This window comes from Pontibacillus yanchengensis (assembly GCF_009856295.1).
GTDB classification, from domain to species: domain Bacteria; phylum Bacillota; class Bacilli; order Bacillales; family BH030062; genus Pontibacillus; species Pontibacillus yanchengensis_A.
Genome location: NZ_WMEU01000002.1, coordinates 71,629 through 96,549, shown reverse-complemented (window position 1 = coordinate 96,549; position 24,921 = coordinate 71,629). Strand labels below are relative to the sequence as shown.

At 38.1% G+C, this 24,921-nt stretch carries 30 protein-coding genes and 1 riboswitch; of the genes, 7 read left to right on the top strand and 23 right to left on the bottom strand.

What is annotated here, in order from left to right:
- Positions 1-165 precede the first annotated feature (165 nt).
- The 3 genes from GLW08_RS07655 (at position 166) to GLW08_RS07645 (ending at position 1,318) form a co-directional block, all read left to right on the top strand.
- Entirely contained in the window at positions 166-501 is a 336-nt protein-coding gene (locus GLW08_RS07655) for a YtrH family sporulation protein (RefSeq protein WP_160848019.1), read from the top strand.
- Complete coding sequence (gene ytrI, locus GLW08_RS07650) at positions 501-1,019, top strand: sporulation membrane protein YtrI (RefSeq protein WP_160848018.1); 519 nt, start codon at positions 501-503, stop codon at positions 1,017-1,019. Before GLW08_RS07655 ends, ytrI begins: the two co-directional genes overlap by 1 nt.
- Before the next feature lie 104 nt (positions 1,020-1,123).
- Positions 1,124-1,318 (top strand): hypothetical protein, encoded by a 195-nt coding sequence (locus GLW08_RS07645; RefSeq protein ID WP_160848017.1) that lies wholly within the window; start codon positions 1,124-1,126, stop codon positions 1,316-1,318.
- Positions 1,319-1,566: 248 nt separating this feature from the next.
- On the opposite strand, the gene GLW08_RS07640 is transcribed toward GLW08_RS07645, so the two are convergent.
- Complete coding sequence (locus tag GLW08_RS07640) at positions 1,567-2,520, bottom strand: DHH family phosphoesterase (protein WP_160848016.1); 954 nt, start codon at positions 2,518-2,520, stop codon at positions 1,567-1,569.
- Between the two features lie 130 nt (positions 2,521-2,650).
- Here GLW08_RS07640 and GLW08_RS07635 point away from each other — a divergent pair, with 130 nt between their 5' ends.
- Complete coding sequence (locus GLW08_RS07635) at positions 2,651-2,950, top strand: YtpI family protein (RefSeq protein ID WP_160848015.1); 300 nt, start codon at positions 2,651-2,653, stop codon at positions 2,948-2,950.
- A gap of 150 nt (positions 2,951-3,100) precedes the next feature.
- Here GLW08_RS07635 and GLW08_RS07630 read toward each other — a convergent pair whose 3' ends face one another.
- From GLW08_RS07630 to GLW08_RS07590, 10 genes are all read right to left on the bottom strand, one after another.
- Complete coding sequence (locus GLW08_RS07630; protein ID WP_160848014.1) at positions 3,101-4,414, bottom strand: DRTGG domain-containing protein; 1,314 nt, start codon at positions 4,412-4,414, stop codon at positions 3,101-3,103.
- A gap of 81 nt (positions 4,415-4,495) precedes the next feature.
- The gene (locus GLW08_RS21620; protein WP_202410153.1) at positions 4,496-4,732 is read right to left on the bottom strand and encodes a hypothetical protein; all 237 of its coding nucleotides are present in this window, start codon (positions 4,730-4,732) and stop codon (positions 4,496-4,498) included.
- A gap of 128 nt (positions 4,733-4,860) precedes the next feature.
- Positions 4,861-5,544 (bottom strand): metal-dependent hydrolase, encoded by a 684-nt coding sequence (locus GLW08_RS07625; protein WP_160848013.1) that lies wholly within the window; start codon positions 5,542-5,544, stop codon positions 4,861-4,863.
- 74 nt (positions 5,545-5,618) lie between these two features.
- Positions 5,619-7,166: a polyamine aminopropyltransferase gene (locus GLW08_RS07620; protein WP_160848012.1), complete on the bottom strand. Its 1,548-nt coding sequence runs from the start codon at positions 7,164-7,166 to the stop codon at positions 5,619-5,621.
- Positions 7,167-7,304: 138 nt separating this feature from the next.
- A complete protein-coding gene (locus tag GLW08_RS07615; protein WP_160848011.1) occupies positions 7,305-7,709 on the bottom strand; it encodes a DUF350 domain-containing protein in 405 nt (134 codons plus the stop codon).
- Between the two features lie 18 nt (positions 7,710-7,727).
- Positions 7,728-8,423, bottom strand: coding sequence for a DUF4247 domain-containing protein (locus tag GLW08_RS07610; RefSeq protein WP_160848010.1), 696 nt, complete (start codon positions 8,421-8,423; stop codon positions 7,728-7,730).
- Positions 8,424-8,505: 82 nt separating this feature from the next.
- Positions 8,506-9,174 carry a PspA/IM30 family protein gene (locus GLW08_RS07605; RefSeq protein WP_160848009.1) on the bottom strand — a complete coding sequence of 223 codons (669 nt, stop codon included), beginning with the start codon at positions 9,172-9,174 and terminating at the stop codon, positions 8,506-8,508.
- A gap of 15 nt (positions 9,175-9,189) precedes the next feature.
- A complete protein-coding gene (locus GLW08_RS07600) occupies positions 9,190-9,705 on the bottom strand; it encodes a DUF4178 domain-containing protein (protein WP_160848008.1) in 516 nt (171 codons plus the stop codon).
- 189 nt (positions 9,706-9,894) lie between these two features.
- Entirely contained in the window at positions 9,895-11,010 is a 1,116-nt protein-coding gene (ald, locus tag GLW08_RS07595; protein WP_160848007.1) for an alanine dehydrogenase, read from the bottom strand.
- A gap of 157 nt (positions 11,011-11,167) precedes the next feature.
- Positions 11,168-11,935, bottom strand: a complete 768-nt coding sequence (locus GLW08_RS07590) for an SDR family oxidoreductase (protein WP_160848006.1) — start codon at positions 11,933-11,935, stop codon at positions 11,168-11,170.
- Between the two features lie 74 nt (positions 11,936-12,009).
- Between GLW08_RS07590 and GLW08_RS07585 the strand changes: the two genes are divergently transcribed.
- A complete protein-coding gene (locus GLW08_RS07585; RefSeq protein WP_160848005.1) occupies positions 12,010-13,347 on the top strand; it encodes a purine-cytosine permease family protein in 1,338 nt (445 codons plus the stop codon).
- Between the two features lie 73 nt (positions 13,348-13,420).
- On the opposite strand, the gene GLW08_RS21615 is transcribed toward GLW08_RS07585, so the two are convergent.
- Positions 13,421-13,579, bottom strand: a complete 159-nt coding sequence (locus tag GLW08_RS21615; RefSeq protein ID WP_202406300.1) for a hypothetical protein — start codon at positions 13,577-13,579, stop codon at positions 13,421-13,423.
- 116 nt (positions 13,580-13,695) lie between these two features.
- Between GLW08_RS21615 and GLW08_RS07580 the strand changes: the two genes are divergently transcribed.
- Positions 13,696-14,142 (top strand): universal stress protein, encoded by a 447-nt coding sequence (locus GLW08_RS07580; RefSeq protein ID WP_160848004.1) that lies wholly within the window; start codon positions 13,696-13,698, stop codon positions 14,140-14,142.
- A gap of 84 nt (positions 14,143-14,226) precedes the next feature.
- Here GLW08_RS07580 and GLW08_RS07575 read toward each other — a convergent pair whose 3' ends face one another.
- From GLW08_RS07575 to GLW08_RS07535, 9 genes are all read right to left on the bottom strand, one after another.
- Positions 14,227-14,592: a helix-turn-helix domain-containing protein gene (locus tag GLW08_RS07575; protein WP_160848003.1), complete on the bottom strand. Its 366-nt coding sequence runs from the start codon at positions 14,590-14,592 to the stop codon at positions 14,227-14,229.
- 102 nt (positions 14,593-14,694) lie between these two features.
- Positions 14,695-14,847 carry an anti-repressor SinI family protein gene (locus GLW08_RS07570; RefSeq protein ID WP_237458368.1) on the bottom strand — a complete coding sequence of 51 codons (153 nt, stop codon included), beginning with the start codon at positions 14,845-14,847 and terminating at the stop codon, positions 14,695-14,697.
- 22 nt (positions 14,848-14,869) lie between these two features.
- Positions 14,870-14,955: riboswitch (cyclic di-GMP riboswitch) on the bottom strand.
- A 409-nt stretch (positions 14,956-15,364) separates the two neighbouring features.
- Positions 15,365-15,871 carry a MogA/MoaB family molybdenum cofactor biosynthesis protein gene (locus GLW08_RS07565; protein WP_160848002.1) on the bottom strand — a complete coding sequence of 169 codons (507 nt, stop codon included), beginning with the start codon at positions 15,869-15,871 and terminating at the stop codon, positions 15,365-15,367.
- Positions 15,871-16,698 carry an EcsC family protein gene (locus GLW08_RS07560; protein ID WP_160848001.1) on the bottom strand — a complete coding sequence of 276 codons (828 nt, stop codon included), beginning with the start codon at positions 16,696-16,698 and terminating at the stop codon, positions 15,871-15,873. Before GLW08_RS07560 ends, GLW08_RS07565 begins: the two co-directional genes overlap by 1 nt.
- Before the next feature lie 429 nt (positions 16,699-17,127).
- A complete protein-coding gene (locus tag GLW08_RS07555) occupies positions 17,128-18,324 on the bottom strand; it encodes an acetate/propionate family kinase (RefSeq protein ID WP_160848000.1) in 1,197 nt (398 codons plus the stop codon).
- A 123-nt stretch (positions 18,325-18,447) separates the two neighbouring features.
- Positions 18,448-19,437, bottom strand: coding sequence for an N-6 DNA methylase (locus GLW08_RS07550; protein WP_160847999.1), 990 nt, complete (start codon positions 19,435-19,437; stop codon positions 18,448-18,450).
- A 186-nt stretch (positions 19,438-19,623) separates the two neighbouring features.
- Complete coding sequence (gene tpx / locus GLW08_RS07545; RefSeq protein ID WP_160847998.1) at positions 19,624-20,124, bottom strand: thiol peroxidase; 501 nt, start codon at positions 20,122-20,124, stop codon at positions 19,624-19,626.
- Between the two features lie 117 nt (positions 20,125-20,241).
- Complete coding sequence (gene ytfJ, locus GLW08_RS07540; RefSeq protein WP_160847997.1) at positions 20,242-20,766, bottom strand: GerW family sporulation protein; 525 nt, start codon at positions 20,764-20,766, stop codon at positions 20,242-20,244.
- A 21-nt stretch (positions 20,767-20,787) separates the two neighbouring features.
- Positions 20,788-21,441, bottom strand: a complete 654-nt coding sequence (locus tag GLW08_RS07535; protein ID WP_160847996.1) for a DUF2953 domain-containing protein — start codon at positions 21,439-21,441, stop codon at positions 20,788-20,790.
- 136 nt (positions 21,442-21,577) lie between these two features.
- Between GLW08_RS07535 and GLW08_RS07530 the strand changes: the two genes are divergently transcribed.
- Positions 21,578-22,381 carry an NAD kinase gene (locus GLW08_RS07530; protein ID WP_160847995.1) on the top strand — a complete coding sequence of 268 codons (804 nt, stop codon included), beginning with the start codon at positions 21,578-21,580 and terminating at the stop codon, positions 22,379-22,381.
- A 309-nt stretch (positions 22,382-22,690) separates the two neighbouring features.
- On the opposite strand, the gene GLW08_RS07525 is transcribed toward GLW08_RS07530, so the two are convergent.
- Both GLW08_RS07525 and GLW08_RS07520 read right to left on the bottom strand, forming a co-directional pair.
- Positions 22,691-24,277: an amidohydrolase gene (locus GLW08_RS07525; protein ID WP_160847994.1), complete on the bottom strand. Its 1,587-nt coding sequence runs from the start codon at positions 24,275-24,277 to the stop codon at positions 22,691-22,693.
- 403 nt (positions 24,278-24,680) lie between these two features.
- The gene (locus tag GLW08_RS07520) at positions 24,681-24,878 is read right to left on the bottom strand and encodes an alpha/beta-type small acid-soluble spore protein (protein ID WP_036817163.1); all 198 of its coding nucleotides are present in this window, start codon (positions 24,876-24,878) and stop codon (positions 24,681-24,683) included.
- Positions 24,879-24,921 lie beyond the last annotated feature (43 nt).

The following is a 24,921-nucleotide window of genomic DNA, read 5'->3' as shown; positions in this document are numbered from 1 at the left end:
AAAACACGAACCTCACGTTTTTTAGGCAAAAAATGGACAAGCCTACATCTCCCCCCCCTTTACTTCGTAACACAGATGGAACGAAATCCTTGACATACCACCCCCTCCCCTTCCATAGACATACAATAAGGACTTATGTACAAACCTTAAGGAGAGGGTCCAATTATGGAAGAACAACGCTTTTTTGAAACCATCTTTCAATATTATTTTATTGCACTAGGGGTTATGATTGGAGGCACTCTAATTGGAAGTATCGGGGCATTTGCAGCCGGAGAAGCCCCTTACACATATATAGCTCGTCTGGCGAAAAGCTTACGAATTTGGGCAATTGTTGCAGCGATAGGAGGTACATTCGATGCGATTACAACTTTTGAGAAGGGACTTTTTGAAGGATCCACAATTGATATGTTTAAACAAATCGTTTGTATCATATCAGCCATGGGGGGCGTGCAGACTGCACTACTCATTATTGAGTGGCTTATACAGGAGGAAATCACATAATGCATATTCCTCCATATTATAAGAAAAGGAATTGGCAGAGATTCTTAGCTGGAGTTTTTCTAGGAGGTATAATCGCATACGCAGTCTTTCTTTTCATGTATGGTACTTACGTTGAAAGATGGATAAAAGAAAACATGGAATTAAGAGAAGACATAAATGATTTAGAAGAGCAATACTCAATGCTTAGTGAAGATAAAAAAGAATTAGACGAAAAGCAGAAAGAGAAAATCAAAATACACTCTGTTGAAATCATATTCCTCAATGAAAAAAAGCTACTCAGTCAGCACACAATTGACCGGCTCACCGTATATAAACTAAGAGAACTAACCAAGGAGCAACTTCCTGATTTAGTTGGAAAAAGTATAACAAGTTTATCTGAAAACGTCTCTCTCCTATATACATCTATCGAAAATAAACGGTACAAAATCGACGATCTACTATATGAACTTAAGGTGGAACGAATTGTCCTATCTCAAGACCTAAAAATCGGAGTTAATATTATTCCAACCAAAAGGTAAATAATGAACAATGTGTGAAAGATTCTGAAAACGATAGCTTTTTTGGTAGTTCTTTTATACAATAAAGATGAAGATAAGTATTGCAACGAAAGGGGTGAGGGAAGATGCTTATCATGAACCGTAGAAGATTGGTCGAGGATAAAATCCAAAGAATTGTCAACGGGCAAACAGCATATGCTGAATCAAAAGAACTCATCCGCCTAGTCAAACGAGAACTAGAACGCCAAAACCTGCCCGTGTATATGGATGAAACGGATAGCGGATGCTGGTTTATACCTAAACAGAAACAAGCTCAATGATTTCTTAAACATAGATGCACGTCTGGGGGCCCCAGACGTTTTATTTTGTGTAAAAAAAGCGCAAGCGCCCTGCTAGCGACATACAAACTGCTGCCTACAGGACGTGGGTTGGTTCAATGTTGCTGCACGATGCAGCGATTTACCTCCATTACTCCAGAACTCCCTTGTATCTATATGAGATAAAGGAAACACGAAGAGCGGTGAACTGGACGTAGCCACAATACTTTATATGTTTCTTAATATTCTACTTATGCCTTGTTTTGATACTCTTTACAAACTTTTTCAAGGGCTGCAGTTACTCGGTCCATCTCGTCCCAGGAATAAATTGTTGCTCCTGATGCCATTGGGTGACCACCACCATCGAACATTGCAGCCACTTCATTGATAACTGGTCCTTTAGAACGCAATCGCACTCTTATTTGTGTTTCTTCCTCAACAAATATTACCCATGCAATAATTCCTTCAATATCCCCAAGAACACCTACTAGACTTGACGTTTGTGAGGGGGTAATTCCATATTCATCTAGAAGTTCTTTTGATAATTTCACAGTACTTAATCCTAAAGGAGAAACAGTGAAATGTTGCAAGATATATCCTTTTAAACGTGCAATATCATGAGGTGTTTTATACATATCTTCATACAATTCAGGGCGATCGAAATCATAAGCAACTAAATCTGCTGCAATCTGTAACGTTCGTTTTGTAGAACTAGGGAATAAAAAGCGCCCTGTATCTCCTACAATACCTGCATATAATAACCGAGCAGACTCTTGGGTAAGAGTTAACCCACTTGGCTTACCTGCCTCAAACAGCTCATATACCATTTCTGAAGTTGAGCTCGCAGTCGTATCCACCCATTGAACATCTCCATATGCATCTACAACAGGGTGATGATCAATTTTAATCAGCTTTTCTCCCATATTGTAACGCTGGTCACTAATTCTAGCTTGGTTGGCTGTGTCACAAACAATCACTAATGCTTGTTGATATTGTTCATCGCTTACGTCGTCCATTTTTGTTAAGAAAGTTAGTGACTCCTCTTCTTCACCGACTTCAAACACTTTCTTTTCAGGGTATGTATCACGTATTAGCTGCGCCAAACCACCTTGAGATCCCAATGCATCTGGATCTGGTCTTACATGGCGGTGTACAATAATCGTTTGATACTTTTCAATTAATTCCACGATCTCTTGTTTGCTCATAACTAGTCTCCTTACCTTTAATCCTTATCTCCCATTAAACCATATCATGAAAAAAACCGGTAGCATAATTTTGTGAATACCGATACAATGAGTAGAGTTATAGTTATATATTTAGAAAGGTCGATGATGAATGGTAATTTTCCCAATTATAATTGTACTCTCAGCTACATTGTATTTATATTTTAAAGTGTCTATCCTTCGACAAAATGACCCTTTATATCAAGAGTACACAAACTCCAAAGCTCGCATTGCCTTAGGCACCCTGCTAATAGCATTTGCAATAAACCAATATGCCTTCTACCAAACAAAAATAGCGTTATATATTTGCTTGGTATTACTCGTACTTGGCATCATGCAATTAGTCTATGGAGTGAAAACCACCAAATTTTATGGAAAACAAATCAATGAACGTGCAGATTCAAGTGCGTAATGGAAACCCTACTTATGGAGCTTCAACTCTACAAACAAACTAGTTAACAGAATAAAGAACACTAAAGAGCTTGGATTGTTATCCAAGCTCTTTTCTTTATATTTATAGTTAGTCATGTTTGGCTTCAGAGCTGTTCTCTTCCTATTCTGCTTACTTGTCAATAAGCTGAGCCATGAGTAACGCTTTACCTACTAAAGCTCCATCATTGAATACTTCTACATCTAACTTTGCAAACTTCCGTCCTACTTCTAAAATTCTAGGAGTTATAACTAATATACTCTCTAGCTGTACCGGCTTGATAAAGTACACAGACAAATTCTCTACGACAAGATCTCCCTTTTTGTAGTGGTGAAGCAAGCGACTACTTGCCCCGATAACAAGAGAGGTAAAAACACCATAGGATAACGTTCCAAGCTGATTTGTCATTTGAGGTGTTACTTCAGTCTGATAAATGGTTTCTTCTTTATCATCCACTGATTCTACTAGTTGACTAGTTGCTAAATCATCAATGGTTTCACCAACTTGCGGCTGACGTTGAATGTGTTGAAGGGCTTTTAAAACGTCTTGTCGAGAAATTATTCCTTGAATTTTATGTGATTGGTTAACAACAGGCATTACTTCGATTCCTTCCCAAACCATAATGTGAGCAGCGTTGGCTAAGGAGGTTTTCGTTTGCACTGTCATTGGATTACGTGTCATGACTTTCTCAACAGAAACACTTCGCTCTTTTCCAATAACATCTTTTGACGTTACCATTCCAACCACCCTCATTTGGAAATCCACAACAGGGTACCGATTATGCATCGTTTCTTCATTCAATTCGTGCCATTTTTCCACCTTATCATCAATGTATAAGAAGTAGGACCTATCAAGTGGCGTGTAAATGTCATCTACTAGTACAATCTCTTTTTTGATCATTTGATCATAAATGGCTCGGTTGATCATCGTGGCTACCGTAAATGAATCATAGCTTGAAGATATGATTGGCAGCTCCTTTTCATCTGCGAGACGCTTAACATGCTCGTCTGTATCAAAGCCACCGGTGATTAGTACAGCTGCCCCTTCCTGTAAAGCTAACTCGTGAGCATTCGTTCGATTCCCAACAATTAGTAATGAACCCGCCTCCGTGTAACGCATCATCGCATCGAGTTTCATCGCTCCAATAACGAATTTATTTAAGGTTTTGTAGAGACCAGTTCTTCCCCCCAACACTTGACCTTCCACAATATTAACAATCTCTGCGAAAGTTAGTCTTTCTATGTTATCTTTTTGTTTTCGTTCAATTCGAATGGTACCTACCCGTTCGATTGTACTTACAAGACCTTGGTTCTCCGCTTCTTTAATAGCCCGATATGCTGTTCCTTCACTAACCGATAACGCTTTCGCAATACCTCGAACCGAGATTTTACTACCTACCGTTAAAGAATCTATATGATTAAGTATTTGTTCATGCTTCGTAGCCACTTCATTCACCAATCTTTCTATTCTAAACTGTACTAGTCATTTGTTAGTCTATTGTTATTATACAGATGAATGAAAGAAGCTTCAATTTTTTCCATAGGATTGTTGCCTTTTCTTTTCATGAGACGGTGACGAAACGTCCATCTTATTAGGAATTCTTAGTATTATAGCCAAGTTTGCACCTGCAACCAGTAAAAAGAAAGAAAGCCATGTTAACCAAAAATAAGAACCTATTGGACTCCCCTGTACTCGTAGATATGGCCATGCAACATATAACAAGAAACAAGCTAGCATTAAACGTAGAATGGCATTTTGTCTCACACCAAACTCCTCCTTTATTAATGTCTCCTTGTCCTAATGTATGATTCTTATTATGTGTTCATTCGTTTATAGTTCCTACTAACATACAAAAAGCTGGCACCTCATGTGAGATGCCAGCTTAATAGTATTTATAATTCGATTGATTCTCCTACTTCCATGACTTTACCCATTCCATTTGGTAAGGAAGTGGCAAATGCTTGACCATCTTGCTCAATTAGTGGGAACGTATTGTAGTGAATCGGAACCACTTGTTTTGCCTGCAACCATTCTGCTGCAACAGAAGCATCTTCTGGTCCCATAGTAAAGTTATCGCCAATTGGTAGGAAAGCAAGATCAATGTCATTGCGCTCTCCAATTAATTTCATATCTGAAAATAACCCTGTATCGCCTGCATGGAATAATGTTTTACCTTCATACGTATATAAAATTCCAGTAGGCATGCCAGTATAAACAATTTGCTGATTTTCGTCTTCTGTATAGGCTGATCCATGAAAAGCTTGGGTTAGCTTCACTTTACCAAAATCAAATTCATGAGCTCCGCCGATGTGCATTGGATGTGTATTCAACCCTTTAAATCCTAAATAAGTAGCCAGTTCGAATGGAGCTACAACGAAGGAGTCATTTCGCTTCGCTATGTCCACCGTATCACCAACATGGTCGTTGTGACCGTGAGTGAGTAGTATTACATCAGCTTTTACCGTACTTGCATCTAAATCACAATTCCCATTACCAGTAATAAATGGATCAATAAGAATTGTCTTTTCATTTGTTTCAATCTTTACTACTGAATGTCCATGATAAGATACGTTCATGAATAACCTCTCCTTTTATAAGTTTACTGTCTATTGAATTCATTCAATAGAACCTCCACTGTCCTTCTACCCGTTTAGTAGTTCTTCCATGCTTCTTCATATTTTTGAATTAAATGGGGATCAATAAGTGTGTTAGGTGGAAGTGGAAGCGTTGAACCATTTTTTTTAATCACTTCATCCTCATCCTTTCCAAAATAGGTTAGACTCGGAATCATATCAGACGTTAAAAATTCAGTTGGGACATTAATGTTGATAGATTCTATCTGAATCGGCTTTCTACTTGCTAGTACGAATCCCCAATTTCCAAAGCTCGGTATATCAACATGTACATTTTCTGTATATAACCCTGTAGCAGTTATCGTATTTGATATAGTCCAGTACACAGATGTTGCAAATACAGGGCTTGTTGATTGCACCATCATGGCTCCCGCAGGATTTAAATGATTTCGAAGTAATGAATAAAATTCTTTTGTGTAAAGCTTATTTAAACTTTCATTATTTGGATCGGGAAGGTCTGAAATAATAATGTCGTACCATTCATCATTATTTTCCATAAATTCAAACGCATCTTGATGAACAATGTTTACTTTCTCATTTTTTAACGAACCTTTGTTTAATTGTAGAAGATGAAAGTTTTCATTTGCTAATTCTGTCATCCTAGGATCAAGCTCAACTAGCGTAATGGATTCTACTTCTTCATGCTTTAATACTTCTCTTACAGCTATCCCATCGCCTCCACCTAAAATTAAGACTTTCTTCCGATCTTCAGCTTGTCCCATAGGTATATGGATGAGCGGCTCGTGGTAACGATATTCATCAGAAGAACTAAATTGTAGGGCTCCATTTAAATAGAGCCTCGTATCTCCTTGCTCTTTCGTTAAGACAATTCGTTGATAAGCTGTATCTTCAAGATGAATGATCGGGTCTTTATATAATTTCTTTTCAAAAGAAACTGCTTGCTCCTCCCCAAACAATACACCCCAAACTAAGCTTATCCCAATTAAAGCGCCAATAGTCACTAACCTTTTTACATGTTTAATTTCATGTCGAAACAGCCAAACAATTACTAGAGCTACTACTAAGTTGATGCAACCTACGACAAATGCACTTTGCACCATCCCCATTTGCGGTCGAAGAAGGAATACAAATAATAGGCCACCAATAAGTCCACCAGCATAATCTGAAAACAAAACCCTAGCTGTACTTTTATTCAACTCTACTCCAATTTCATTAGCTTTACGAATAAGAATCGGAAGTTCAATCCCTGTCAAAGCTCCAATCACAAATGTAATAAAATATAAATACAATGCATCTGTACCTGCTGAGGTGAATGCAGTGATTGCAAACATCGTTAAGCTTGAAAAACCACCAAGAAATGCAACAGCGAATTCTACCAGCACAAATGCTACAATTAAGTTCTTTAGCACCCGTTCACTAAGGGATGCTCCTACACCCATCCCTGTTAAAAATAACGAAATGGTCAGTGTATATTGCTTCACTCCATCACCTAATATGTACGATCCTAATGCTCCAAACAATACTTCAAAGATAATTCCACATATGGACACGATTCCTGAAGCCCAATAAATAAACTTACTTTTCCGTTCAGCTTCCTTGTTCATATTCCATCACTCCGCTGCTTGTTAGAATAACCCAACGTCATTCTATTCTACTCCTATGTAAAGGAAATCCTGCTACATAAGCAGCAGGATTTAGTATATGATATGAGGTTCTCACAATACCGTTATCTTCCTTTTTTATTAGGTGATGGATGCGCCAATTACAAAAGCTAAACCAATTGAAACACCCATAGTCACAACACCTACTGCTACATTATTTTTATGTAGCTGCGTTTCCACTGAAAACTTACGTGTTAATCCTTCAAATATAAGGTAAGCAATCATTTGTAAAATAACTCCAAATGCTCCCCAAATCAATGTATCCCAAAGCTGAGTAGAATGATAAATAGCAAACGCTAAAATAATACAAATCCCAATAATCTTACCTGTAATCGACAAGGCAATAGCTGTATTGCCATTTTGTATTTCATCCCAATCCTTATAGTTCTGCGTGATTTTTTCAAAAATGAACAAACCAATTACTACAATAACAATTGCAACAATAAAATATAACAACGTTAAAATGAATGGTTGTAGTACACCCATGTAAAACCCCTCCTTTTATTATTTCCCTGTACTTGGACCTCCACCACGAGTACCGGATGATCCTCTTATACCACCTGTACTCCCTGGACGATATTTACTACTGGAATACCCTCCATAGCAATTTCCAGTTAAACACTCTCGTTTTCGTTTTTTATGCCAATCATCTACATCTAGAACTTCATCTAAAATCCACAACGCAAATAAACCATTAAAGAAATTGGGCGAATAGTTGTCTCGTACAAATCGATCGGATGCAATTTCCATCAAGATAGCATCTTGATTCTGTTCACTTTGTTGTAGAGTTATAAAGTAATTAGAGTAAATCAAAGCTTTTTTACCATCCACTAGGTCACTTTCCCTGTCAGGCTTAAATCGTTCAGTAAGGATATTAGATAGCTCTTCAATAGTGAATTGTTGTGTAGCATAAATTCGAGCTTCTTGATTATTTTGACCTCTTACTGTATCAATTAATGGGAACACATTGGACACCAAGCCCTGGGGATCCTGAAAACTCCCGTCTTTGATTTCCTGCTGTAATGTTTCCTTGGTAGGCTCATCTGGAAATGTATATGTATTGGATTGTGTACCAGACATTCCACTACCAGCATCTCCAAAAAATTCATCTGATTCTGAAAGTAAACCACCTTGTGCACAGCTGGATAGCACCAGTAATGCAGATAAAAATAACGGTATGATGGCTATATTCTTTCTCAACTGAAATCCCTCCCTTCTCTATTATATAGTGTACATGAAAGGATTGGCCTATCCTTAAAAGGTAGGCCAATCTAGGAGAGGGTTATTCTTTTCCTAATTTCTTTTTAAGGGAAGCTAATTCATCATCCACATCATCTTTTTCTAACTCATCAAATTCATCATCTAGTGAACGATTGGATTCTGATAAATCTTCACTTGTTTCTGCTTCAGCTTCATGCTGCATGACTTTTTCTTCCATGCGTTCAAAGCCTCGTTTTGATTCGTCATTACTAATACTAGACATGGTACGATTCATTTTTGTACGCGTCTTAGCTGACTCTGCACGAGCTTTTAAGGAATCTTTCTTAAGCTTCATTTCTTGATATTCTTTTTTCATTTCTTCAAGCTTCGTACGCAAGCTTTGAGAATCAGCTTGAGCACGATCGTAGGATTCTTTTAAGGAATCAGCCTGTTCTTGATGATTTTTCTTATCTTGAAGTGCCCGTTTAGCTAAGTCTTCATTACCGGCTTCAATTGCTTTCTCTGCCTGCTCCTGGCGCTTTTCAACTAGGGCTTGAGCATCATCGTATTTTCTCTTTAACATTTTTTCGTTTGCAATTTGCTTGGCTACAGCACTTTCCGCTTCACGGATATCTGTTTCCATGTCTCTCATGAACTGATCTAGCATTTTTACTGGATCTTCTGCTTTATCAAGCATTGAATTTAATTCAGAATTGACTACTGTACCTACACGTTTAAAAAATTTAAACATTTACAATTCCTCCCTTTACATTGATCCCGCTATAATTTTGATTTCATATTCTTCAATAGGGTAACCATGACTGACTTCAGTTTCAGATCCCCATGTTTCAACACTTAAGAACTGCTCTTCTTCTTCATCACAATAATCTGCATAACGAGTCGTCCGACCGTTTATATTCTCACTTCGGCCCTCACCTGTTACATTAGCCTCCCCTTTTTCATCTAAATAATAGGTTATCCCATCATGTTCCAATTTCTTCGGAAAAGGTTCTGATACCGGCAAGACAATGCTTTTATATATTCCTAGTTCTAACTCCTCATCCATTTCAACGGCTAGCCATATTGTGTTTCGTCCTTCTAGTAGTTGATAGGAATACCACTTATACGAACCATCTCGATACGTAATCTTTCCCACAACCTCATAATCAACTAGGTCATACGAGATAATATCACCAATTTGAATGTTTAGTGGAGTTCGCTCTTGAACCTCGGGCTGATTCCGGTTCTTCTGCTTGGAAAAAAGCTTAGAAAACAAACCCATTTCTTCACCTCTTTTTCATGGATGATTCCTTAGTCATTAGTGTAATACGACTTGATAATCAAAATGTTTCACTTTTTTTTATTATTTCTTTCATCATATACGATTTTATACTTACTAGTCCAATGTAACCCTAAATAAGTAATACAAAAAAGCGGACAAGCATGAATAACTTGTCCGCTTCAATACAGATTATTTCAATAAAGAATGTGCATCACAGTAATCTAGGTCGTGTGCTTCTGCTACTGCTTTATAGGTTACATATCCATCTAGCGTATTAATACCCTTAAGTAAGGATTCATCTTCTAGACAAGCCTTCTGGTACCCTTTATTGGCTAACTGAAGAGCATAAGGAACAGTAACATTTGTTAAGCCAATAGTAGATGTACGAGGTACTGCACCGGGCATATTAGCTACTGCATAGTGTAATACACCGTGTTTTTCATACGTTGGATTATCATGTGTGGTGATGCGATCAGTCGTCTCAAAAATTCCACCTTGGTCTATAGCAACGTCAACGATGACTGCTCCTTCTTGCATATCCTTTACCATATCTTCTGTAACGAGCTTTGGTGCTTTGGCTCCAGGAATCAATACAGCCCCTATGACTAAATCAGATTCACTCAATGCGTGGGCAATGTTAAGCGGGTTAGACATAAGGGTATTAATCGATGAACCAAAAATATCGTCTAGCTCTCGGAGACGTTCAGGGTTTAAATCAATAATCGTTACATCAGCACCAAGCCCCATAGCGATTTTAGCAGCATTGGTCCCTACAACCCCTCCTCCAATAATGGAGACTCTTCCTCGTTTCACGCCTGGAATACCACTTAATAAAATTCCCATGCCACCTCTTGATTTCTCTAAGAACTGTGCACCTATTTGTGAAGACATGCGACCGGCTACTTCACTCATCGGAGTTAGCAAAGGCAATGTTCCTTTTTTGGATTGAACTGTTTCGTACGCAATAGCTACTACTTTATTTTCAATCAAAGCTTTCGTCAATTCTGGCTCTGGTGCTAAATGTAAATAAGTAAATAAAATAAGTCCATTATGGAAGTACTCATATTCTTCAGGAAGTGGTTCTTTTACTTTCATCACCATATCCTGTTCCCAAGCTTCTTTAGCGGTTGAAACAATCGTTGCGCCTGCTTCTTGGTACTCCTCATTGGTAAACCCAGAACCCTCACCTGCTGTGGATTCCACAAAAATCTCATGACCAGAACTCTTTAGTGTGATCACTCCAGCTGGTGTCATTGCTACTCTGTTTTCGTTGTTTTTAATCTCTTTAGGTACCCCAATTTTCATATGCTATGCAACCTCCCATAAAAAACTTTAGCTTAACGTCCTCGTGCGAATGGATTGATATAACTATAGCATTCCAATCAAGGTGGACGGAAGAATAGTTTTCACTTTTTTGATGTAAGCCTTTTCATTGTAACAAATCCATTCCTTTTTTTCATTTTTATTTTTGAGTACGATATTTGTGAATAACATCCACTCCTCCCGTTACTTCTATAACACTTCCTGTAACCATATCGGATTGGTCATCACATAAAAACATAATCGCTCTCGAAATATCCTCTCCAGAACCTGGGCGCCCCACAGGTGTCTTAGGATCTTCATGTTTACGACTTTCTTCAATTGTACCTTCTTTTAAATCAGCTTCAATTTTTCCTGGTGAGATCATATTCGCTGTAATTCCATTCTCTGCTTCTTCATACGCTATTGTTTTCGTTAGCGAAACAAGACCTGTTTTAGCAGCAGCAAATGCTCCGCGATACACCCATCCTGGTGCAGACGTAGCATCTTGGAAACCGTAGGTAATAATACGACCAAACCTTTGTTCTCTCATAACAGGGATAACTTTTTTTAGTAGATGAAAAACAGCATCTAAATTCCCCCTGATTATACCATTCCATTCTTCTACGGAATAATCCATTATTTTTTTGCGTTCGAAAATATAGGGACCAGCATTGTTCACAAGAACATCAATCCTTCCAAATTTTTCAACAACTTCATCCACTAGATTCAACAAGTCATTTTGGTTGGTAACGTCAGCTTGTACACATTGAATACGATCCGAGTAGGTAGGATACTGTTTATATAATGATTCTGCCTTTTCTTTATCTTGTCGATACGTCACCGTTACAGAATATCCTTGCTCAAGAAATTGCTCTGCTACTTTTCTTCCTAGTCCTTTTGAGCCTGCTGTGATAATTGCATGTCGCAAATCCAATACCTCCTTATTTATTTACAACCTGAAGTTCCTTATGTACAATATGTGTGCTATGAAGGGGTGTAATCATGAGTACAAATCAACGTGAATTAAAGTCGACAATTATAGAAAAAATGGGATTAGAAGCAGTACCAGTATCTGCAAGAACAACTCCTTGGTATCGTTATATGTTTATTCAAATTGCTATCTCTGCCAATGCAGGGAACTTCCTTATTCCAGCATTAGCTGTCATGGAAGGTGGTTTATCTTTCTTAGCGGCAATTATCTCTACAACAATAGGTGCTGTCCTAGGTTTTATCTTTGTTTCATTACTGTCTTATCCAGGAAGTATTCATGGCATTCCAGCACAATACGCTATTCGGGCCATGCTTGGAGTGAAAGGGGCAAGGTTTCTTTCATCTCCCATTCGAAGTGTCACGTCGTTGTATTGGTTTAGTGTTCAAACCATTGGAGGTACATATGTCCTACAACAACTCATTTTACGGCTAACTGGAACTGAATATCCATTCTTAATGTTTTCCATTCCTATCTCTATTGTCATGGTTATATTAGCCATTATCGGCTTTGAGGCAGTAAAAAAAGCTACCTCTTACTTCCTGCCATTACTGTTACTTGGCGAAGGTACCATGCTCTATATCTACTTTACTACAAATGAAACAAATCGTTCATTATTAGAGCTTACACCAGAAAGTGGCCATGGTAGCTTTACGATGATGGCTTTCTTTTCTAGCTTAGCATTTGTTCAATACGTATCGGGCGTAAGTGCTTCAGCAGACATGACACGTTACGCAAAAACGCCAAATCAAGGTGCTCTTGGATTATTTTTGGGGAATAGCTTTGGTTTTATCTTAACTGCTATTTTAGGAAGTGGTTCGGCTTATTTATTTAACGATGTAAATCCTTATGTTTCCTCAACAGCAGTAACATCCACTCCATGGATGATAACAATCATCACCTTAACCGCTATGGTTTCGATGCTTTCCATTAATATGAGCAATGCTTATACAGGCGGATATAGTCTCTTGAATACTTTTTCTCAACTCTCAAGAGTTCAAAGCGCAATCATTTTCGGTGTGTTAGGTGTGGTATTAAGTGCCACTCCAACTCTTGTTAATCAAGCTGAGCAATTTATATCGGCTCTTGGAGGTCTGATCATTCCTATATCCGCCGTCATTGTAGTTGATTATTTATGGATAAAGCGAGCAAGCATACCCACATCATCATTGTTATCCCTTCAAGAAACAGGGAGTGTGTACCGATTGCCATTTATCTCTGTTTTAATCGGGACAGCAATTTACTTCGTCATACCAGAAAGCTTTTCTCCTGGCTTTCTTACCTTTGTCATTGTCGGAGTTCTTTATGGAGTTTTAGCTGAATTCAACAAAACAAAATTTGCTTCCTTATAAATAAACAAACACCCTTCACTCGTGTAAGGTGAAGGGTGAGCTTTATGCTTTCATCAATCAAGTGAAGACGTGGTTAAAAAGAACGTTTTGGTTCCTTTTTGGCCTTTTTGTTTCTTTCGTTTTGTTCGTATTGATCAATTACTCCACTCATATAACTATCAGAAAGTTGTTCTGCTACAATCTTTTCCCCTTCAGGGTCGAATTGTAAACCTAGCTTGTTTTCCTTATCCATATAGAACACCTCCCACTTTTAGTATGTCACAAGATAGCCTTATTCTTCGCCACATCTTTTTCCAAATGAAAGCGTTCAAATGTTATAATGAAGAAAAAGGAAAGGAGAGATTCCATATGCCATTTGAGTACAAACGTATCGTTATTGCAGTCGATGGCTCGGAAGCCTCTGAACATGCTTTTGAAAAAGCAATAGATATCGCTAGACGTAACGATGCTCATCTCTTTATTTGTCATGTTGTAGATACACGTGCTTTTGCAACAGTGGAAGCATACGATCGCTCTTTAGCAGAACGAGCTGAAGGATATGCAACGGAGCTCTTAAACAAGTATGAAAAACAGGCAAAAGAAGCAGGAATTCAGCAAGTACAAGTGGATATTGATTATGGGTCTCCAAAAGTAAAAATCGCAAAAGAAGTAGCGCCAAAATTAGAAGCAGACTTAATTATATGTGGTGCCACAGGATTAAACGCTGTAGAACGTTTCTTTATTGGAAGTGTTTCTGAACATATCACTCGATATGCAAGCTGTGATGTATTAGTTGTAAGAGCGGATACTCACTAGGAGTTCGTTATTTTTCAGTCGTCTTATAATAAAAACGAAGCTGTTACCGATACAGCTTCGTTTTTTGTTAGTACATTTTTATTTTCAGTTGGATTTATTGTTTTTTTCCTGGGTGTATTCACCTTGGTGGAGTCGCCATTTGTTAAACTCAAGAAATTCTTTAAATTGATCTTTCGTTACTCCTGAGTCCTGGGCCTCTCTAACCAAGTCTACCCAATCTTCATCTAAAGATGATGACCCTTCTTCCCGTTGTTGGTCATTATGTAGCAAATGCTCTAGGGGGACATGCAGTACCTTTGAGATTTTTTCTAGAAATTGAATAGAAGGATTTTTTTGTAGGTTACGTTCAATAGAACTAAGATACGATTTAGCAACACCAGCTCGTTCTGCTAGTTCTGATAAGGATAGTTGTTTTTCTTTTCGTAAAGCCTTAATTTGTTCTCCTATCATGGCACTTCACCTTCTTCCTGCAATGAAGTATACCATATTTGAATTAAAGGTTTCATTCTTGTTCTGAAAAATATTAAAAATCAATACAAAATCCTTATACCTTCACTTCTTATAAACAACCATTTGATCTTCTTTCCGATAGAAGAACCCTTTTATTTCTTCTTTGGTTAATCCCAGCTCCTTTGCCTGTTTGATTAACTCTACCCATTCACTATCAAGCTCTTCTCGATCAGTAACCGTATTTGTTTTCATCATTCTCCTCCAAACCTGAATTTTTCCAGGTAGACCAGCCGTCTTAGTAAAATTCACCTTAGACCTGTGACTTTGCGTCCTAACCTTTCAATTAGTTTGCCTTTTTCTGAAGGATTAGTATAGATTAACTATACAAAACTTGTCCCAAAAATATTGTTAGAATTTGTTAGCAAAATCCATTTTTATTTGATGATTTTGTCGAAATAACTTAAATTTCTGTCAATTAAAAGTGTGCAATAATTTTGAATTAATTCCCATTTTATTCTTTTATTGTCATTAAATTTGCTTACCTATAGCCATTCTCTTGTAATTCTTGGATTGGAGATAGACACTTATTATTAACTCTCTCCAAATAGTGATGTCAGCAGGGGGTTTTGATAAACAACTTTTAGGCTTCTTTGGTAGAAAGAAGTAGACAAGACTAAATTAGAAATAACAATATAACAAACACTCCAATTCTTATGATAATTGGAGTTTCGATTTAAAATAATCCCCTCAATACGAGGTTTTCACTTAAAACTTATTTTGATAACTCTCTTACTACATGGGGTAATTCAGGCATAATCAGTTTTTCCATTGCTAAACGAACCGCTCCAGTGGAACCGGGGGTTGAAAACAAAATTGTTTGGTTTCGCACACCTGCTATGGCTCTTGATAACATAGCAGCAGAACCTATATCTTCTGTATAGCTTAGCATGCGAAACAATTCACCAAAGCCTACCATTTCCTTGTCTAACATACCTTCCACTGTCTCAATGGTTACATCACGTTTTGCCATACCAGTACCACCATTGGTTAGAACGGCTTCAATTCTCTCATCGCTACACCCTAACTCAATCGATTCTCGGATTGCTTGCTGATGGTCTTTTACAATTTCATAGTCCTTAACAACATGACCTGAAGACGTTAAAAAATCCATCATTAGCTGGCCGCTTTTGTCAGAGGACTCGTCTCTAGTATCAGAAATAGTAATCACTTTACAAGTTATCGATGGTTTTGATTGTTGTTTATGTTCTGAAACGGACATTACTCAATCTCTCCTTGCTCAACAAGATAACGATATTGATAAAATCGTAGTGCAAAATCGGTCACTTGTCGGGTTAATTGATAATTTAATGTAGCTCCTATAACCATACTAACAATCGGCATTCCTTGAATGAGTTTTTTCCGGAACGTTAGAATAAATAATGATTTCATTCCTTGCTTAAATGGCTGTTCTAGCCATGTTTCATCTGTGAATTCATCCTCACCTTCATAAATAAACGGAGAAGTATGATGTTCAAGTTCTTTTTTTAGATCATCCCAGGCCCCTTTTTGCAGTCGCTTTGGTAACGTAGCTGCATGAAAAATCTTTAATGACAACATCATTTCATAAGGATGATTTACTTCATATCCAAATGTTAAACCAATTAGCTGTACAGCTCGAAGGTTTAATATCATCATTAATGGAAAATCCACCCCTAAAAGAAGATATCCGCCCGTGCCTGTAAGACCTCCTTGAGCAAAGGAATATAGCTTGCCTTTTGCGATATGTTGATGCGCTAAGTATGTTAATTGATCAATCGTTAATTCTTTCATATCTTCTAAATAATCAATATCTGATCGGAAAATACGACCACTTGTTAAAATTCTTAATCTTGCTTCATTTTGAAATGCTGTTCCTTGTATGTAGGCATGTGTATGAAAGAACCATTGATCCATTTGGTGGAAAAATTTTTTCTTCATTTTTGGATTTAAGTTCGTGAAGGTTTTATTCATCCATTGCTCATAAATCATTTCAAAGTCATTAGCTCGATAATCTTTCCATTGGTTCTCCCATTTTAGAATATCTTGATACACTTTTTCCTCACTCATGCTACATCCGCCCCTTCACATGTTTGTTATCTTTATTCTAGCTTATTTCCATAAAATTGCGAACATTACTGAAGATGTTATTGTTATTTATGATAATGATTACAATCTGTTTGTTGAATACATTATATTATTATCAAAAGCCATGAACAAAAGCTCGGGCGCCCGAGTAGCGACGTACGAACTGCTGCCCACAGGACGTGGGTTGGTTCGATGTTGCTGCGTGACGCAGCGTTGAATCGTTTTGAGATAAAGGAAACACGAAGAGGCAAGCGTTCGATGTTGACTTATCGTAAGGAGGTGCAGGTAGTTTGCTAGGCGCTGGAGCTGGACGTGGCCTCTATAACTTACTTAGTTATGCATAAGCCAACATTTTTATAATTTCCTGGACAAAAAAAAAAGCTACTGAATGAATTCAGTAGCTTTGGTTTCTTATTTATTCTCTTCAATCATACGAACAGTATCGCGCGCAATCATTACTTCCTCGTTGGTTGGAATAACCATAACTTTAACAGGAGAATGAGGATAGTTAATGAATGTTTCCTCGCCGCGAGTTTGGTTTAGGGATGGGTCCCAGTATACGCCCATGAATTCAAGCCCTTTTAGGACACGTTCACGAATAGCTGTACTGTTTTCACCAACACCTGCTGTGAAGACAATAGCATCGACGCCATGCATACGTGCAGCATAAGAGCCGATGTACTTGTGAACTCGAGCAGCAAATACTTCTAATGCTAGTTCTGCACGCTCATCGCCTTCTTTTGCCTTGTCTTCAATATCACGAAGGTCACTGGAGAATCCAGACAATGCAAGAAGACCACTTTCTTTGTTCAATACATGAAGAACTTCTTCTGCAGATTTACCTGTTTTGTCCATAATATATGGAATCAATGCAGGGTCGATATTACCAGAACGTGTTCCCATTGTTACACCTGCAAGTGGCGTGAAGCCCATTGACGTATCAACAGAGTTCCCACCTTCAATGGCAGCAATACTAGCACCATTACCAAGGTGGCAAGAAAGAATGCGCAATTGCTCTTCAGGGCGATTAAGCATCTCAGAAGCACGTTGGGATACATACTTGTGAGATGTACCGTGGAAACCATATTTACGGATACCGTACTTTTCATAGTATTCATACGGTAGACTGTATAAATAAGATTGCTCTGGCATTGACTGATGAAAGGCTGTGTCAAATACAACTACAGCAGGAACATTCGGTAAGATTTCTTGGAATGCTCGAATACCAGTTAGGTTTGCTGGGTTATGAAGAGGTGCTAATTCTGAAACTTCCTCAATCTCTTGAAGAACCTCTTCTGTAACAAGAGCAGAATCACTGAATCGTTCTCCACCATGAACTACTCGGTGGCCAATTCCTTCAATTTCATCCAGGGATTCAATAACACCTGTTTTTTGAAGCTTGTCCACAAGAATTTCAACTGCTTTTTCATGGTTTGGTATTTCCGTTACTGTTTTATCTTTTTCGTCGTTCACTTCAATAGTGAAGACTGCGTCATCCAACCCAATACGCTCAACTAATCCTTTGGTGACCACTTCTTCAGATGGCATTTCGATTAGCTGGAACTTTAAAGAAGAACTACCTGCGTTGATGGCTAAAATTTTGCTCACTTTATTCATCCCCTTATACACTAGGATCATGATTACCATTATCCATTTAAACACCCGTCATGAACGTTTTCAAGACACATGTGCAATTGTTAACGCTTTCCACCCAAAATCTTTATTTTCCCACTATTTTGACGAAGTATATTCTAGAAACCAATTATTGATTTTCTCCACCATTTCGTTCATTGCATTTGGATTGGAGAATGAAGGTAGTTTTGCAATCAAAGCTTCTTTTGGTGCTTGGGTTTCCTCTCCTTTTTTCTGCACAATAAAGATACTCTTTCCAAACTGCTCATTCTTAAACATAGAGTCAGGTAATTGCAATACACCCACAACGTGTACATGCTTTTGTAGAAATGCATGGAGTTGAGCGGATTGATCCCCCTCGAATAAGAAGTTTGGAATGAGGAATAGTCCATATCCACCCTCATTCATATAATTTAAGCTTTGTTCCATTAATAGATGATGCGAATAGGAGTGACCAGATTCAGCTTTTAATTCATATTCACTCGCCTGCACATCATCAGGGTAATAGCCAACTGGTAGATCAGCTACAACGTAATCAACAGGCTCTAATAAAAAGGAACGTAAGCTATCCTGATGGAAAAACTCAATTTCTGTATGCTGAAGGTTTGCATTCATCAATGCTAATTGAAGGAGTGTTTGATCAACATCACTTCCATAAGCCTCAACGTCTTTTTCTATTTGATTCACGACAGCTGTTAATAAATTACCTGTCCCTGCCACAGGATCAAATAATCGGATGGTTTCCTTAGTGTCCATAACCTTTTCTAAAATATACCCCATGAAAATAGCCACAGAGTCTGGTGTAATCATGTGTTGCTGTTGTGTAGAGCCTTTCATTCCTTTAAGAATTGCAAGTTGAATTCCTTTACGTACCTCTTCCCTTTTATAGTCCTCAAGGGAGATGTTTGTTAATTTATCCGACAAGCAATTTCTAATAGAGTCACTATATTCTTCTGGGATTTCTTTATCAAATAAAATCCTTCCAGCTAGAGGAAGTAGCTCTAAGTAGGAAAGGTCAATTTCCTCCCCCATCTTCTCTGCTGCTTCATCTAACCAAGTGTACAATTGTTCTATTTTTGATTCTTCCACGTTCTTCATCCTCCTCAAATACCAGACGTTAACCTTCCCTATTCTAGCAAATGGTCTTCCTATTTACCAAGAGTGAGGTTTACGTATAATTGTGCCATTCCTTTTATGATGAAGGGTATTATTTGTAATCTGTATAACTGATTACATGTACATGAATAAGCCCGGCTAATCTGCCGGGCTTCATTGTTATTCGGCTTGTTTTGCTGCTTCTAGTGCCGCTTCATAATCTGGATGATCAGTAGCTTCAGGTACATATTCTGCATATACAACTTCATCATTACTGTTTACTACAAATACAGAACGAGTTAGTAAACGCATTTCTTTAATTAGTACGCCAAACGCCTCACCAAAATAAGCATCACGATGATCGGATAGAGTATCTACGTTCTCAATACCATTTGCACCGCACCAGCGCTTCTGAGCAAATGGAAGGTCCATACTAATGGTAAGTACCTTTACATTATCAAGCTTGTCTGCTTCTCCATTAAAACGGCGAGTTTGAGCATCACAAACTCCTGTGTCGATAGATGGTACTACACTAATGAGTTTTACACTGCCTTTGTAGTCTTCTAATGAAACTTCTGATAAATCATTTGCAAGTACTGTGAAATTAGGAGCTTTATCACCTTTTTTTACTTCTTCGCCAACTAGTGTTACTGGATTGTTTTTAAATGTTACGTTTGCCATTCTTATATCCTCCTTTATGATTATCATTCATTAGAAAATAACAGTTTTGTTTTACAATAGAAAAACTGCCTCATAGTCTAATTATGAAGGCAGTTTTCTCTGTTGTCTAATCATAGCTTACCAAGAAAAGTTTTGATTATTCTGGGAGCCATTTTGATTATGTTGTGATCCATCTTGGTTTTGTTGAGATTGTTTAGAAGAATGAGATCCATTCTTCTTATCTTTGTCTGATTTTTTTCCTAATGCCTCTTGTATTTTTTCTACAGCTTGAGGGGCCAAATCTAACAAACGCTCATAAAGATGGGCATGTTCGTCTAAGTGAATCATTTTTACACCTGAGGATTTATTTACGATTAAGAAGGCAATTGGGGTAATGGATACACCTCCACCACTACCTCCACCAAATGGTAATTCACCATCTGCATCACTGCCTTGGCCACCATTATCTTGCTCGTTATTGCTATTAATATGGAACTCACTGCCTCCTGCAGCAAAACCAAAACCTACCTTGGATACTGTAATAATTAACGTACTCCCATCAGGAGTTTCTACTGGATCACCTATTATTGTATTTACGTCAATCATATCTTTCAGGTTTTCCATCGCTGTGGTCATAAGACCTTGAATGGGATGTTCTGACATGATAAATCCTCCTTTAATTCGTTATGCCGTCTTTTTTCTCCACTTCGGGATTTTCCCTTTGGTGTACCGGACGATTTGAAATACTGCGAAAATAGCTTGCCCAAATCTGAACGAAATCATACATTCTAATCTAGTAACGGAATGTTTTTGTTGAAAAAACGGTGTAACATAAATTTCAGGCTTCTGTTTTAATTTTAAGTATTGAGAAAGAATCCCTACTATACAGCCCTTCACTGACCAAATGGCACCACAAATTGTGCCAGTAGTGCTCGCACTTGGAGTTCCAACTTGCGTATCCCATTTAAGCGATTCAACGTGCACTTTCTGTAAAAATCGCCTAATTATTTTGTGAAGTCCTATTACTCGATTTAGAAAATCATGGATAGATTTGATTTGATTATAAATATCCTTTGGAGTATAAGATTTAGATTGCTCACCTTTATCTTTGCTACCCACCTCAGTCTTTTCTTTTGTTTTTATGGACATATCTTCCTTGTCAACTGCGATAAGTGGGACTTCTTTTTTTATTTTAACCCAACGAAGAAACCGTAATTCGACTTGTAAAAAATCACGATCATCACGGTGCAGATATAATAGGGTGATATACAAACGAGATAGAATAATAATACAGATATTGATGATTAAGAATAAGATAATGCCTATGATCCACCACATAATTTAGCCCTCCTCCCCATTAGTGTCAGCTTTTATACAAACTTTTAAACATATTTGGAAACTTTATAAGTCAAACTATGAAATCGATTTCTTTCGTGATATGATGAGGGCAATGATGGATTTTGGAGGGATACTTGTGGCTGAACGAAGCAATTTATATTTTTATTACAAGAAAGATGCCGAATTAGAGAAAAAACTACAACCCTTATTTGAACTTGCTAGAGAAAATGGATTTGAGATTGTAGATCATGCAGATAATGCTAATATCATCATTAGTGTTGGTGGTGATGGCATGTTCTTACAAGCCGTTCGAAAAACTGGGTTTAGACAGGATTGTTTATATACAGGTATTACAAGAGCAGAAGGTGAAGCAGGCTTATACTGCGATTTTAATTTAGAACACTTTGATGAAATGGTGCATTCTATGATGCATGAAGAATTAGAGGTAAGACGCTTCCCTGTTATTGAAACCAATGTAAACAATAATACATCGTTCTATTGCTTAAATGAGGTTAGTATCCGCTCTAGCTTAATTAAAACGATTACCATGGATGTATATATTGATGATTTACACCTCGAAACATTCCAAGGAGATGGATTGATTGTATCCACACCAACTGGTAGTACTGCTTATAACAAGTCAATTAACGGTGCAGTAGTGGATCCAAAGATACCATGCTTTCAAGTATCAGAGCTTGCTTCCCTAAACAACAATCGTTATCGTACACTAGGCTCTTCCTTTATTTTAGGGGCAGAACGAACACTAGCCTTACAAATCACCCAAGACGGAAACGATCACCCAATCATTGGATTGGATAATGAAGCATTACCAATTCGTAACGTACATGATGTAACAGTTAAACTTAGCGACAAACTCATTAAAACCATTAAACTGAAAAATAATTCTTATTGGGAACGCGTTAAACGTACTTTCTTATAACAAGAAAAGCGCAAGCGCCTTGTTCACCCCCGACAGGCTTAAGCAAAGCCTCGTCGTGGCGATTTTTGCCACAGAGAGGATTTGCTTAAGATTCCGAGGGGGTAGGCGCTGGAGCTGGACACAACAAAAGCTCGGGGCGCACAGATAGCGACGTAAGGGCTGCGGCCCACAGGACTTGGGTTAGGTTGGAACACAAAACGGACATCTGATTCTTAATGTGGAAGTTGAAAAACCCTTCAGGGTCTTCTTCATCCACATAAGCTACCAGATGTCCGTAAAAATGTGATCTTATATTAAGTCATTTGTCTCTTAAGCAAAACCGTCATACACAACCCTTCCAGCTATAATTGTCTTACTAACCACTACTTGTAGTAAATTCTCTGGTGTCATGGAAAAAAGATCACGATCTAAAACGGTAAAGTCCGCATTATAACCAGGAAGGATTTTTCCTTTTTCCTTTTCTTTTCCTATCGCATATGCGCTTCCTGTAGTGTATAAGGAGATTGCTTCAAACATCGTTAGTTTTTGTTCATCTCCATATGATTCATGGTCATGATAGGACTGTCTTAATACTGCAGCTTGAATACCTAAGAGTGGATTGATTTCTTCAATAGGGGCATCTGACCCACCTGCACAAGGTATTTCGTGTTGAAGCAACTTTTTCCAAGGATACGCATTGGCGAGGCGACCTTCTCCTAGCCTCTCAATCACCCAAGGAAAATCAGAACCTACAAATGTTGGCTGGATATCTACAATAGCGTGTAATGAACGTAACCTTTCGTACAAGTCATCTCGCATGATTTGAGCATGTATAATACGATCAGGTATATTAGCACGATTTGCAGGGTGTTCTTCCATAACCTCGATTACTGCCTCTACTGCAGCATCTCCGATAGCGTGAATAGCCACAGGCATATTATATTCCCGAGCTTTTCGAACTAATGCTGATAAGTCTTCATCGGTATGAATAGGCATCCCTTTGTTTCCGGATTCATCTGAATAATCCGCTGATAACCAAGCAGTTCTTCCACCTATTGCACCATCACTAAAAACTTTCATCGCTCCAAACTCAACATAAGGATTATCTGCTTGCTCTTTTACCAGTTGCATATCATCTACTACATGGTGGTGAACAAGTAAATGGGCATGGAAAGGAAAATCGTTATGTATGGTTTCCAAAAAAGCATGATAAGTCTTATGAAAGTCACCATAATAAGCTAAATCTTCACTATGACCTCCGACAATACCGTTCTTCATCAAATCCTCCACAGCACTTTTTATCGCTTTTTTAAGGTACTGTTTGGAATGGGGTGGCATAGCTTGTTTTATTATTTCTTGTGCTGTATCTAAAAAATATCCTGTTATTCCATTTTCATCACGGATGATTTTGCCACCTTGAGGGTCTGCTGTTTCAGAAGTTACTCCTGCTAGTTCCATTGCTTTACTATTTGCTATAAGTGCGTGTCTACATACCCTCGTTAACATGATTGGATGTATGGTTGAGATTTCATCTAATTCTGCTTTATGAATAATTTGTGTGTCTTCCCATTGATTTTCATTCCAACCTTCTCCAATCATCCATTCCCCCTCTTCTAAATGGGGGATCTGAGTCCGTAATGCATCTTTTACCTCTTCTGGGCTTTTAAAATAGGCAAGGTTTAAACGAAGTAATTTTTCTCCATGATTAATAATATGTAGGTGACTATCTACAAAACCTGGATACATAACATGACCTTGCAGGTTATGTTCTTGTTCGATATCTTCTTTATATTGATTCCGTAGCTCATCAACCGCACCAGTATCCATGATGGTTCCTTTATGTACATAGATAGCATCTACAGTGTCCTCTGGCACATTCATTGTGTATATAGTTCCACCAAACCATAGCTCTCCCATAGGCTCATCCTCTCTCGTTACTTTTTATGTACCATAGCACATGTTTCCCAAAAAAGGAAGGGATTGCAATCCTCCAAGAAGCTTGATTGTGAACAAAAGTGCAAGGGCCCGTTTAGTGACGTATATGCTGCGGCCCACACGACGTGGGTTGGTACGATGTTGCTACGTGATGTAGCGATTTTAATCGAACTTCACCTGATTTCGTATGAGATAAAGGAAACGAAGAGCGCAAACGTTCGATGTTGACTTATCGTAAGGAGGTGCAGGAAATTTGCTGGGCGCTGGAGCTGGAAGTGGCCTCTATAACTTACCTAGTTATGCACAAGCCAACATTTTTATAATTTCCGCTAGACAAAAAAGAAGAGCAGCTATCACTGCTCTTCTTGTAGCCAACTGTATTCAGTTATTGTTTACCACCGTATTGCTGTTCCGCCATTTGAACTAGACGTTTCGTGATTTCACCGCCAACTGATCCGTTTTGACGAGAAGTTGAATCTGGACCAAGTTGTACACCAAATTCTTGAGCAATTTCAGTTTTCATTTGATCTAAAGCTTGTTGTACACCAGGTACTACAAGTTCGTTAGAGTTGTTATATGCCATGATGAATTCACCTCCTTGATACTACTAGCTTGTGCAACAACGC